The 11,187-nt window shown below is 65.2% G+C and carries 11 protein-coding genes; 4 read left to right on the top strand and 7 right to left on the bottom strand.

The window, feature by feature from the left end:
* Positions 1 to 46 precede the first annotated feature (46 nt).
* On the bottom strand, positions 47 to 1,255 hold the full coding sequence (locus tag AACH87_RS01415) for an ABC transporter substrate-binding protein (protein ID WP_338796929.1): 1,209 nt from the start codon (positions 1,253 to 1,255) through the stop codon (positions 47 to 49).
* Between the two features lie 197 nt (positions 1,256 to 1,452).
* Here AACH87_RS01415 and AACH87_RS01410 point away from each other — a divergent pair, with 197 nt between their 5' ends.
* Positions 1,453 to 2,226, top strand: coding sequence for a ferredoxin--NADP reductase (locus AACH87_RS01410; protein WP_338796928.1), 774 nt, complete (start codon positions 1,453 to 1,455; stop codon positions 2,224 to 2,226).
* Between the two features lie 93 nt (positions 2,227 to 2,319).
* Here AACH87_RS01410 and AACH87_RS01405 read toward each other — a convergent pair whose 3' ends face one another.
* On the bottom strand, positions 2,320 to 3,198 hold the full coding sequence (locus AACH87_RS01405) for a glycine zipper 2TM domain-containing protein (protein WP_338796927.1): 879 nt from the start codon (positions 3,196 to 3,198) through the stop codon (positions 2,320 to 2,322).
* 102 nt (positions 3,199 to 3,300) lie between these two features.
* On the bottom strand, positions 3,301 to 4,230 hold the full coding sequence (locus tag AACH87_RS01400; protein WP_338796926.1) for a YihY/virulence factor BrkB family protein: 930 nt from the start codon (positions 4,228 to 4,230) through the stop codon (positions 3,301 to 3,303).
* Positions 4,231 to 4,425: 195 nt separating this feature from the next.
* Here AACH87_RS01400 and AACH87_RS01395 point away from each other — a divergent pair, with 195 nt between their 5' ends.
* Both AACH87_RS01395 and AACH87_RS01390 read left to right on the top strand, forming a co-directional pair.
* Positions 4,426 to 5,013 (top strand): shikimate kinase, encoded by a 588-nt coding sequence (locus AACH87_RS01395; RefSeq protein WP_338796925.1) that lies wholly within the window; start codon positions 4,426 to 4,428, stop codon positions 5,011 to 5,013.
* Between the two features lie 62 nt (positions 5,014 to 5,075).
* Positions 5,076 to 6,254: a serine hydrolase domain-containing protein gene (locus AACH87_RS01390; protein WP_338796924.1), complete on the top strand. Its 1,179-nt coding sequence runs from the start codon at positions 5,076 to 5,078 to the stop codon at positions 6,252 to 6,254.
* A gap of 39 nt (positions 6,255 to 6,293) precedes the next feature.
* On the opposite strand, the gene AACH87_RS01385 is transcribed toward AACH87_RS01390, so the two are convergent.
* Together AACH87_RS01385 and AACH87_RS01380 are read right to left on the bottom strand one after the other, a co-directional pair.
* Complete coding sequence (locus AACH87_RS01385) at positions 6,294 to 7,721, bottom strand: chloride channel protein (protein ID WP_338796923.1); 1,428 nt, start codon at positions 7,719 to 7,721, stop codon at positions 6,294 to 6,296.
* Positions 7,722 to 7,866: 145 nt separating this feature from the next.
* On the bottom strand, positions 7,867 to 8,793 hold the full coding sequence (locus AACH87_RS01380) for a LysR family transcriptional regulator (protein WP_338796921.1): 927 nt from the start codon (positions 8,791 to 8,793) through the stop codon (positions 7,867 to 7,869).
* A gap of 143 nt (positions 8,794 to 8,936) precedes the next feature.
* On the opposite strand from AACH87_RS01380, the gene AACH87_RS01375 reads away from it, so the two are divergent.
* The gene (locus tag AACH87_RS01375; protein ID WP_338796920.1) at positions 8,937 to 9,332 is read left to right on the top strand and encodes a RidA family protein; all 396 of its coding nucleotides are present in this window, start codon (positions 8,937 to 8,939) and stop codon (positions 9,330 to 9,332) included.
* A 120-nt stretch (positions 9,333 to 9,452) separates the two neighbouring features.
* Here the strand turns inward: AACH87_RS01375 and AACH87_RS01370 are convergent, their stop codons facing one another.
* Positions 9,453 to 10,799 (bottom strand): type II toxin-antitoxin system HipA family toxin, encoded by a 1,347-nt coding sequence (locus tag AACH87_RS01370; protein ID WP_338796919.1) that lies wholly within the window; start codon positions 10,797 to 10,799, stop codon positions 9,453 to 9,455.
* 5 nt (positions 10,800 to 10,804) lie between these two features.
* Positions 10,805 to 11,083, bottom strand: coding sequence for a helix-turn-helix transcriptional regulator (locus AACH87_RS01365; protein ID WP_338796918.1), 279 nt, complete (start codon positions 11,081 to 11,083; stop codon positions 10,805 to 10,807).
* Positions 11,084 to 11,187 lie beyond the last annotated feature (104 nt).

Genomic DNA, 11,187 nt, shown 5'->3' with positions numbered 1-11,187 from the left:
AGGCGGGGCGTTGGAGACTAGGTGCGTCGGGGTGGCTCAGGTCAGCTCAGTCCGCTGGGCGCAGTTTCTTGACCTCATCAGCGCTGGGCTGAAAGCGCGCACCGTCGGCGTAGCGAAAGTCCACCATCACGCCCTTGCCGCCATCGTTGCGGGTTTTGCCCACAAATGCGCCCATGGTGGACTGGTTGTCTTCAGGCCGGTAGCGAATGCGGCCAAAGGGCGAGGTCACCTCCAGCCCCTTGAAGGCGGCGATGAGCTTTTCCGTATCTGCCCCGCCCGCCTTGCGCATGCCTGCAGCCAGCGATTGCACAGCCGTGTAGCCCACCACCGAGCCCAAGCGGGGGTGGTCCTTGAACTTGGCCTGATAGGCCTTCAGGAAGGCCTGGTGTTCAGGGGTGGTGATGCCGTACCAAGGGTAACCGGTCACAGTCCAGCCGTTCGGGGCTTCGTTCTTGAGCGGGTCGAGGTACTCGGGCTCGCCGGTGAGCAGGCTGACCACCTCACGCCCCTGGAACAGGCCGCGCGTGTTGCCTTCGCGCACGAAGCGGGCCAAATCGGCGCCAAACAGCACGTTGAACACGGCATCGGGCTTGGCATCGCCCAGGGCTTGCACCACGCTGCCTGCATCGACCTTGCCCAGCGGCGGGGCCTGTTCGGCGACGAATTCCACGTCGGGCTGGGCCTGCTTGAGCAGCTTTTTGAAGGTGGCGGCGGCCGACTGGCCGTATTCGTAGTTGGGGTAGACGATGGCCCAGCGCTTCTTCTTGAGCGCAGCCGCCTCGGGCACCAGCATGGCCACCTGCATGTAGGTGGAGGCACGCAGGCGGTAGGTGTAGCGGTTGCCGTTTTCCCAGACGATCTTGTCGGTCAGCGGCTCGGCGGCCAGGAAAAACGCCTTTTTCTGGCGCGCAAAGTCCGTCAGCGCCAGACCAATGTGCGACAGGAAGCTGCCCATGAGCACATCGACCTTCTCGCGCGCCAGCAGTTCGTCGGCGGCGCGCACCGCGTCGCCGGGGCTGGCGTTGTCGTCGCGCACCAGCAGTTCCACCTTGCGGCCCTGGATGCCGCCCGCGGCGTTGATCTCTTCTACCGCCAGCTCCATGCCCTTCTTGTAGGGCTCCAGAAACGCGGGCTGGGCCTTGTAGCTGTTGATTTCACCGATCTTGATGGTGCCCTGCGCCAGCGCGGGGCCCGCCAGCAGGCCCAGTCCGATCAGGGGAGCCCAGGTTCGGAGCAAAGCGGTGCATAAGGGCATGACTTTTCTTTCGTTTGAATCAAGAGGTTGAGGGCCGACAATGTACCCTTGCGCCCATTTGCCTGACAATAGATGGGTTTGCCTGCTAGCCAAAGGCGTTGCGGCCCTTGTTGTGTACACGCCAGCCAAGCTTTGTTGACCCGCCAACGCTCGCTGCCTGGCGGCCGCCACCCCGATTCTCATCTTTGCAAGAAACCATGAGTGCCTTTCTCGAAGAACGCGTCCTATCCGTTCACCACTGGACCGATCGCCTTTTCAGCTTCACCACCACCCGCGACCCCGCCCTGCGGTTCTCCAACGGCCATTTCACCATGATCGGCCTGAAGGTGGATGGCAAAAACCTGCTGCGCGCCTATTCCATTGCCAGCCCCAACTACGAGGAACACCTGGAGTTCCTGTCGATCAAGGTGCCCGACGGCCCGCTGACATCGAAGTTGCAGAACATCCAGGTGGGTGACACCATCATCGTGGGCAAAAAGCCCACAGGCACCCTGCTCATCGATTACCTGCTGCCCGGCAAAAATCTGTATCTGATTGGCACCGGCACGGGCCTGGCCCCCTGGCTGGCCGTGGCACGCGACCCCGAAACCTACGAGCGCTTTGACAAAGTGGTGGTGGTGCACGGCGTGCGCGAGGTGAGCGAACTGGCTTACCAGCAGCTGTTTGAAAAAGACCTGCCCGAGCACGAGTTCCTGGGCGAGATCGTCAAGGACAAGCTGGTGTACTACCCCACGGTGACCCGCGAGCCTTTCCGCAACCAGGGCCGCATCACCGACCTGATCGAAAACGGCACCTTCCCCGCCAACATTGGCCTGCCCGCGCTGAACCCCGAAACCGACCGTGTGATGCTGTGCGGCAGCCCCGCCATGCTGAACGACCTGAAGGAAATGCTGGAAAAGCGTGGTTTCAAGGAAGGCAACACCAGCACCCCCGGCGACTTTGTGGTGGAACGCGCCTTCGTCGAGAAGTGAGCTGACGCCCGGGGCGAACGCTTCGCCCCAAAACAAAAAGGGAGCCCAAGGGCTCCCTTTTTTCATGCACCACCCACGCGGGTGATGCCACGCTTACTGCTGCATGGCCACATAGCCGGGTTGCGACACCGTCTGGTATTGCGGCTGGGGCTGCTGTGCTTGTGGCATGGCGCGCTCGTCCGCCACCCGGAAGCCCTTGCCCTGCAGTACCACTGGCGTGCCCACCGCCGGTGGTTGCGAACGGGTGAAGACCCGGCTGGAGCCGTCTTCCATGCGCACGCGCACCTGGTAGGTTGTCTGGGTGCGGGTGCGCTTTTCAATCTGGTGGCCCGCATAGCCACCGCCCACTGCGCCCAGCACGGTGGCGGCGGTGCGCCCGTTGCCCTTGCCGATCTGGTTGCCCACCACCGCTCCCAGCACGCCACCGGCGACTGCACCCACGCCGGTGGGAGGGGCGGCTTGCTCAATGGCCTGGACGGATTCCACCTGGCCGCAGGTCTTGCAGATGGCTGCGCGCTGCGCGACTGGCGTACCGCTTGCGCCGGGTTGGCCGGATGAACCTGAATCGGGCCAGGCACCCGCCGTGGGTGCGCCGCCCTGCTGCGATGCAGGCATGCCCGCCACGGGGCGCTGGGCTGCACCAGGGGCAGAGACAGGGGCTGGGGCAGCAGCGCCCCCTTGAAAGGCCTGTGCGCCTTGCGGCTGCAGCGCGGCCACGGGTGCGCCCAGCGTTCCGGGCGCTGCCGATGTGCCGGGTGGCGAAGCCAACAGCGCAGCAGGGGCAGAAGCCGCCGCCGTGTCGGTGGGGCCGCCTGTGTGCTGCACCACCAGCACCGTTGCCAGCGCCACCACGCACGCGCCCAGCCCGCCAATGGCGGCCCACATCCACTTGAGGTTGCTGGGGGCCTTGGCAAACCCAGACGCAGCCAGCGGGGCGGCGGGTGGTACGGTCAAAGTGTGGGGTGTCTGCATATTTTTCCTCTCGGTTCGTCACGGGTTCCGAAGTTACAACTGCCAGGCTGCAAATGGATGAGGTTCGCTGTAAAGGTTGGTAAGAGGCTGTTTACGGTCTTTTCACGCACCACTCCCTGAACCGCTGTTCCCCTCTTCCCACGCCCGTGCGCAGGCTGCGGCCAGCAGCAGCACGGCGGAAGAGAAATAAATCCACATCAGCACCACCACCAGCGAGCCTGCAGCCCCGTAAGACGACACGACGGCCGCCTGCGACAGATACAGCGCCAGGCCATGCCGCCCCACGGTGAACAGCACGGCACCGCACAGCGCCCCACGCACCAGGTAGCGCAGGCGGGGCTTGGCGCCAGAGCTCATGCGCAGCAGCCCAACAAACAGCGCGGCGCAGATGGCAAACCCGGCCACTTCGTTGAGCACATGCAGCACCGGCACCACCAGGGCCCAGCCCTGCGCCCATGCAGCCAGCACATCCAGCAGCGCAGACACCGCCAGCGACACCAGCAGCAGGAAGCCAAAGACCATCACATACGCCACCCCGCGCAGCCGCAGCGAGACGCCATGCCACCACGAATCTGACGCGCCCGCGTCATCCCGCTCCAGCGCCCACAGGCGGTGCAGCGCCGCCTGCAATTCGCCAAACACGCCCGTGGCACCAAACAGCAGCACACCCAGGGCCAGCAGCGAGGCGAGCATGCCCTGCGCAGGCTCCTTGGCGCTGGCCAGCGCCTGCTGCACCAGCGCGGCCCCCTGCTGGCCCACCACAGCGCCAAACTGCTCGATCAGGCTGCGCTCCAGCTGGTCCCGGTCCAGCCACCAGCCCAGCAGCGCCACCAGAAACACCAGCAGCGGCGCAAGGCTGAGCACGCCATAAAACGACATGGCCGCACTCATGCGGGTGCCATCGGCCTCCACCCACAGCCCAGCCACCCTGCGCAGCCACGGGACAGGCGCAAGGCGGCGGCGAGGAGCAACGCGATCCTTCGAGGTGCCGGGAGCGGAGGACGGGGCAGAAACGGGCAGGCCTGGGTTCATGCAAGCCAGCGTAAGTGCAAGGTGGCAGCGCTGTCTGTCAGCCAAAGCCGAAATGCGCTGACCGCCGAGCGCCGAGCGCCGAGTGATGAAGGCGGGGGACCAGTGCGCCTCAAGGGCATGCCATGGCCCCGTGTCGCCTAAACTCCTGCCCAGCCAATTCACCCCCGTCCCGCAGGGGGAAGACAGGAAAAACATATGCAGATTCGCTGTGCACTGGTCGGCATGCCCGGCTCGGGCAAATCCACGGTGGGCAAGCAGCTGGCCCAGCGACAAGGGGTTCCTTTCATCGACCTGGACCACGAACTGGAAGCCGTGCTGAAAACCAGCATTCGCCATTTTTTTGAAGCCGAGGGCGAAGCGCGCTTTCGTGACATGGAAGCCCAGGTGCTGGCCGATGTGACCGCACGGCCCGGGGGCATGGTGCTGTCCACTGGCGGCGGGGCGGTGCTGCGCCCGGAAAACCGCGAAGTGCTGCGCCGCTTTGGCAATGTGCTGTACCTGCGCGCCGCGCCGGAAGAGATCTTCAAACGCGTCAAGCACGACCGCACCCGACCGCTGCTGCAGGTGGCCAACCCGCTGCAAAAGCTGCGCGAGCTGTACGCCCAGCGCGATGCGCTGTACCGCGAAACAGCCACCTACGTCATTGAAACAGGCCGCCCCACGGTGCAGACGCTGGTCAACATGATCATGATGCAACTGGAGATGGCCCAGAGCGCCCAGGTGCCCGCTGGGCAGGAGTTGCCCGTCTACACGGCGGAAACCCAATCACTATTAAAACAATAGCTGCCTGCGCTTGATTCATAAGCGCTAGGGCCGTTTTTTATTCCAAACCTCTGGAGCCCCCCATGCACGCCCCTGCCCTCGCCCACTTGCGCACCGCCTTTCAAAATCTGGTCGACCAGGGGCTGATACCCGGCGCAGTCGCGCTGGTGCACCACCGGGGGCGCACGGTGCTGCACGAGGCCGTGGGGCTGCAGCGGCCGGGCCACGCCAGCACGGTCGGCGCAACCGGCACGCCAGCCAACGCCGCCGCCCCCATGGCGCGCGACACAGTGTTCCGTATTTATTCCATGACCAAGCCCATCGCCTCGTTGGCTGCCTTGATGCTCATGGAAGAAGGGCGGCTGCTTCTGGCCGAGCCCGTGTCGCGCTATCTGCCTGCCTTTCGGGGGCAGCAGGTGTACCTGCCCGACACCGCAGCCCTGACCCCGGCCTTGCGCGAAGCCACGGTGCACGACCTGCTGCGCCACACCGCAGGCCTGGGTTATGCGTGGGACACCGGCCCCATTGCCGAGCAGTACCGCACCGCCCGGGTAGGGTCACGCAGGCACACCAACCAGGAGCTGGCCACGGCGCTGGGCCCCCTGCCCCTGCTGCACCAGCCCGGCAGCTGCTGGGAATACAGCCGCGCAACCGATGTGCTGGGGGCCGTCATTGAGACGATTGAGAACGCGCCCCTGGGCGAGGTGCTGCAGCGTCGCATTCTGGAGCCGCTGGGCATGCACGACACAGGCTTTCATGTGCCCAGCCATCACCACCACCGCCTGGCAGAGCCTTTTGCGAAAGACCCGCAAACGGGCGCGGGCGTCACGCTCAACGATGTGGGCGCGCCACCCCGCTTTGAATCTGCAGGCGGCGGGCTCGTATCCACCGCAGAAGACTACGCCCGCTTTTTGCAGCTGATGCTGGGGCGCGGCACGGTGCAGACCGCCTCAGGCTCCCTCCGGCTGGTCAGCCGCACCACGGTGGACTTCATGACTGCAGACCACATCGGCCCCCTGCCACGCGCTGGCAACATCCTGCCCGAGGGCTACGGATTTGGGCTGGGCGTGGCTGTGCGCACTGCCACCGGCCACGCCACGCGGCCTGGCAGCGCGGGTCACTACAGCTGGAGCGGCATGGGGGGCACCTTCTTCTTTGTGGACCCGACCGAAGACCTTTTCGCCATCCTGCTCACACAGGCCCCGGGGCAGCTGCAGTACCTGTGCGAGCTGTTCCCTGCGCTGGTGTACGCCGCGCTGTAAACGGCGGCTTCCGCGGAACAAGGCAGCGCGGCCAGCCAACTACCGGGTTGCCGTGGTGCCCGCCGCTGGCTCGGCCCCTGGCGCAGGTGCTGACGCAGACTCCGTCGCAGGTTCTGCACTGGGCGGTGATGGTGGCTCAGGCGGCGACGAGGAAGATGCCTGCAAGTTGCTGAGCATGTACAGCGCCAGGGTTTCGTACAAAGGCCGCGCCAGCATGCGCGACACCAGGCTGGCCAGCATGGCCGCAGCCATCAGGCTCAGCACCATGGCATGGCCGTCCACCATTTCCATCACGATGATGAAAGCCGTGATCGGGGCCTGCGTGACCGCGGCCAAAAAGGCCGCCATGCCCATGGCAATCAGTGCCGGGGCAATGTCATGCCCCATCAACGCCGCCACGTTGTGCCCCACACCGGCACCAATCGAGAGCGACGGCGCAAAAATGCCGCCAGGAATGCCCACCCACGCAGACAGCCAGGTGGCGATGAACTTGAGGGTGACGTAAAAGGCGGGCACGTCCGCCTCGCCCGCCAGCATGTGCTTCACCGCCTCGGAGCCTGCGCCAAAAGTGGCGCCCCCGGTCACCAGCCCGATCACCGCCACCAGCAGCGCCCCCGCTGCGGCAAATCGCACTGGAAAGCGCGCCCGCAGGTGGTTCAACCGTTCTGGCGCTGCCGTGAGCGAGGCCGCCATGAGCTTGGCAAACAAGCCCCCCAATACGCCGCACACCAGCGCGACACACAGGCCCGGCAACAGCGCCTCGGCCCCCAGGCGCGGCACCTGGATGCGGCCAAAGTAGCTCAGATTGCCGAAGACCGACACCCCCATCAGCCCGGCCAGCACAATCGCGGCAATGAGCAGGCCGCTGGAGCGGGACTCCAGCTTGCGCGACAGCTCTTCAAACGCAAAAACCACCCCCGCCAGCGGCGCATTGAATGCCGCCGCAATGCCCGCAGCACCACCCGCCACCAGCAGCCCATGGGCCGTGATGCCTGCCTGCGGCCCCAGCCAGCGCCGCGCGTGGTGCATGACCCCTGCGGCCACCTGCACCGAAGGCCCCTCCCGCCCGATGGACAGGCCCGCCGCAAAGCCCGCACTGGCCAGCACCATCTTGGCCAGCGACAGCCAGCCCGACACAAACCGTGCGCGCTGCGGCCCATCCAGCGTGGGCTCCAGCGCCACCATTACCTGCGGGATGCCTGACCCTGCCGCTCCCGGAGCCCAACGCCGCGTGGCCCACACGGCCGCCGCCGTCACCGCAGGCATCCACACCAGCACGGCCCAGCCGCCCTGCCAGTGGTAGACCTGCTCAAACACCCAGAAAGCCTTTTCGGCCATCAAGGTAAACAGCACCACACACAGACCCGCAGCCACCGCACAGGCCAGCACGATGCTGCGATCCACCCAGCGCCGACCGTTCTTGAACTCCTGGTTCAGGTTGTGGAGGAAATCAGGTTGCTGGTGCATGGGCGGGGCGCGCTTCGTCAAAGCGGTCCATTCTGCATGCACTGTGCCTGGGGTGCGTATCCCGGTACACGAGACTGCGCGCGGGGCTTTCGCCTTTATGATCGGATCTACCCCGAGCGCCCGTTCATCAAGCGCAGGTAGCTATTTATTTGATAGCACACCCCTGCAAGGGAGCGTGCTGCTCCATCAGACCCACCACCCAGTCGATGAACACCCGCAGCTTCGCACTGACGTGGCGGTGCGGTGCGTACGCAATGTGCAGGGGCATGGGCTCCATCTGCCAATCAGCCAGTAGCGGCACCAGGGTGCCTGCGGCCACATGGGGCTGGGCCATGTAGTCGGGCAGCCAGAGCACGCCCAGGCCCGCCAGGCCTGCGGCCAAGTAGGCGTTGCCGTCATCCACCGCGCACACGTAGCGGCCCTGGGCCTGCACCTGTTCATGGCCCCGGCGCATGGCAAAGGGCAAGGGTTTGCCGGTGCGGGCCCACACAAAGCCCACGGTGTGGTGGTGCGGCCCCTGCAGTTCCATGGGGTGTTGCGGTGCCCCGCAGCGTTGCAGGTAGCTGGGTGCAGCGTACACACGCAGCACCAGGTCGCCCACATGGCGCGCGATGAGCGAGGGGTTGGTGATGGTGCCGCCGCGCACCACACAGTCCACCTGGTCGCTCACGATGTCCACCACGCGATCGCTCACCCCCAGGTGCAACTGAATATCGGGGTACTGCGCGTGGAAGGCGGGCAGCGCCGGGATGAGGACGAGGCTGGCCAGCGGGCTGGGCACATCCACCCGCAAGCGCCCACGGGGCGCGGTGACGGCGCTGGAGAGGCTGGCGTCCGCGTCCTCCAGGTCGGCCAGCAGGCGCACCACCCGCGGGTAATAGGCCGCGCCATCGGCGGTGAGCTGCACGCTGCGCGTGGTGCGGTGCAGCAGCTTCACGCGCAGGCGGGCTTCGAGCTGCTGCACCAGTTGCGTGACGGTGGTGCGGCTCATGTGCAGGGTGTGAGCGGCTTTGGTGAAGCTGCCCGATTCCACAACGCGGGCAAAGGCCTGCAGGGCGTCAAAACGGTCCATGGCGGTGAGGCGGGCCACTAGCGCTGCCCTGAGTTGATTGTTTGGGAATAGTGAACAACTGCTGCGCAGATTAGCCTGTTTATGCAAACAGCGCCCGCTTCTACAGTGCCTGCATCTCCCACCGCATGAATGAAAGGATCTGCATGCCTACCCGTGATGTTGTCTTCCCCGCAGGCCGACAGGCGCTGTACGAGCGCAACCGCTATTCACCCGCCGTGCGCGCCAATGGTTTCCTGTTCGTCTCTGGCCAGGTCGGCAGCCGTGAAGACGGCTCGCCCGAGCCCGATCTGGCTACCCAGGTGCGCCGGGCGTTCACCAACCTCAACGCGGTGCTGCAGGCAGCAGGCTGCACGTTTGACGATGTGGTGGACGTGACGATGTTCGTGGTGAACCCCGAAGCGAACTTCGAGACCGTCTGGGGCATCGTGCCCGAGTTCTGGGGCGAGGCGCCCCACCCCACGCTCACCGGCATTGGGGTGACGTGGCTGTATGGGTTTCAGTTTGAGATCAAGGTGATTGCGAAGCTGCCGCAGGGTTGACGTGTGCGCCTGTCGCTGCTCACGCCCTGGGTTGAGAGCAGCCCACAAAACTCAGCGTAGCGGCCTGCCAGGCCTTCCACCTCTCGCAGTACGCAAGGAGGTTTTGGGAGCCGCGCTTCATCACTCATACGCCCGCCCCAAGCGCTCGGCGGCCTGGATGATCCCATCCAATATGGATTGGGCCACCTGCTGCGGAAAGCCGGGAGGCAATTTTTGCTGCACGCTGTCCACTGCGGTCGGGGTGTGCTGAACCACTTTGGCGATCAGGGCATCCACCGTCAGCCCGCTGGGTGACACGATGCCATAGCGCGCTCCGACGTCCTGCCAGTGGCGGCGCAGGATCTTGTTCAGATGCCAGTGCGCATTTTTGCCACGCACCGCCATGGCCAGACGTGCCTTGTGGGGCGACAGCTTGCCGGGCCCTTCGCCCAGCAGCGGGTAAACGGAGAGCACGTCATACAGCGGTGTCATCTCAAAGCTTTCGCCGGGGCGCAGAAAGAGGCTGAAGTTCTTGGCGTGGCCGTCGGTTGCGCCCAGCAGCCAGAACAGCAGCTGCGCCATGAAGAAGTGAAAGCGGTCGCGCTCGCGCTGGGCCGAACCATCCAGTACAGCCATGATGCGGTCTACCCCCGGGCCACCGTCGGCCTCGTACTTCAGCACGGGCGATGTGCCAGTGGCCTGGCACATGTCCTCCTGCGGCAGGCGCAGCAGCGTGTCGTCGTTCCATACGCGCCGGTCAAAGCGCTGCACGCTCAGCACCTTCAGGTCTTCAAAGCGCAATATTTCGCACGGTGCCACTGGCAGGCCATAGGCGGCCAGCAACTGCGCGCACAGCCATTCGTTTTCTACCGAGTGCTGCATGTCCAGCTGCAGGTTGCCGATCAGCCCCAAAGGCAGTTTGAAGATGTGGGTGGTGGGTGTGGCCCCCAAGGGGCGGCACCAGCGCCCCTGCCAGAACAGCAAGGCATCCTTTTCCTGTGCCCCCGCAATCGAGATGCGGAAGTCGTCCGCCATACCCGCATCGCCAAACGCCCCGGGCTGGGCCAGGGTGCGGATGCGCTGGGCCACGGCGTGGTCGCTCATGGGCTCAGCCTGCACGCGCAGGTCGGTGGGTGGCTCATCTCCAGCGGGCAGTATTTGCAACGCCCCAACGCAGTCCCGCCCCACCTCACGCAGCAGGGTGTAGGCGTCTGTGGCGCCCACCTGGTAGCGGCGCGCCACCCGCTCGCGAATGTCCTTGCTGTCGGGCAGCAGGTTCTCAAAGTAAAAACGCACTGCGTCGCCTTTGTGTGGGCGGTTGCCCGGCGTGAAGGGCAAAGACAGTGACAAGGGACGGCGCTGGGGCGATTGCACCCATTGGCTGTCGTACTGCAGCACGTCGCCACCAGCCTCCAGGCTCCAGGTGCCGACAAAGTGGTCGTTCATCCACAGCCCCAGCGCCTTGCGGCTGCGTTGCTGGCTGGCCATGGCGCTTACCAGTGGGCGCCGTCGCCCGGCGCTGGTGGATCACTGGGATCACTTTGGGAGGCACTGCGGGTGCGCAACACCCACTCCACGCCCAGGATGTTCAGCAACCGCATCAGCCGCTCGGCGCTCACGGCCTCGGCATTGCGCTCCAGGGCAGACACCGTCTGCTGCGTCACGCCCAGGCGCAGGGCCACATCCGCCTGGGTCAACCCCGCGTTTTTGCGGAATGCCTTCAGAAGCTGCGGCAGCTGTTCAGTCGTGCGAACGGTGAAGGTGTCATCCATGGGCACAGATGGGCCTCGGCAAAAAACATGCTATGGATTGTATTTTGAAAATACAAAGCATAGTGCGTTTTATAGCATCCAAAAAACAGATCAAAAATTGTTTT

The organism is Acidovorax sp. DW039, from assembly GCF_037101375.1.
GTDB lineage: Bacteria > Pseudomonadota > Gammaproteobacteria > Burkholderiales > Burkholderiaceae_C > Acidovorax.
This window is presented reverse-complemented; position numbering and strand designations above follow the sequence as displayed.

Coding starts and splice junctions, on each gene's coding strand:
- AACH87_RS01390 (WP_338796924.1), top strand. CDS start 5,076: ATGCACGCCCCTGCCCTCGCCCACTTGCGCACCGCCTTTCAAAATCTG.
- AACH87_RS01415 (WP_338796929.1), bottom strand. CDS start 1,255: ATGCCCTTATGCACCGCTTTGCTCCGAACCTGGGCTCCCCTGATCGGA.
- AACH87_RS01370 (WP_338796919.1), bottom strand. CDS start 10,799: ATGGCCAGCCAGCAACGCAGCCGCAAGGCGCTGGGGCTGTGGATGAAC.
- AACH87_RS01395 (WP_338796925.1), top strand. CDS start 4,426: ATGCAGATTCGCTGTGCACTGGTCGGCATGCCCGGCTCGGGCAAATCC.
- AACH87_RS01400 (WP_338796926.1), bottom strand. CDS start 4,230: ATGAACCCAGGCCTGCCCGTTTCTGCCCCGTCCTCCGCTCCCGGCACC.
- AACH87_RS01375 (WP_338796920.1), top strand. CDS start 8,937: ATGCCTACCCGTGATGTTGTCTTCCCCGCAGGCCGACAGGCGCTGTAC.
- AACH87_RS01365 (WP_338796918.1), bottom strand. CDS start 11,083: ATGGATGACACCTTCACCGTTCGCACGACTGAACAGCTGCCGCAGCTT.
- AACH87_RS01410 (WP_338796928.1), top strand. CDS start 1,453: ATGAGTGCCTTTCTCGAAGAACGCGTCCTATCCGTTCACCACTGGACC.
- AACH87_RS01405 (WP_338796927.1), bottom strand. CDS start 3,198: ATGCAGACACCCCACACTTTGACCGTACCACCCGCCGCCCCGCTGGCT.
- AACH87_RS01380 (WP_338796921.1), bottom strand. CDS start 8,793: ATGGACCGTTTTGACGCCCTGCAGGCCTTTGCCCGCGTTGTGGAATCG.
- AACH87_RS01385 (WP_338796923.1), bottom strand. CDS start 7,721: ATGCACCAGCAACCTGATTTCCTCCACAACCTGAACCAGGAGTTCAAG.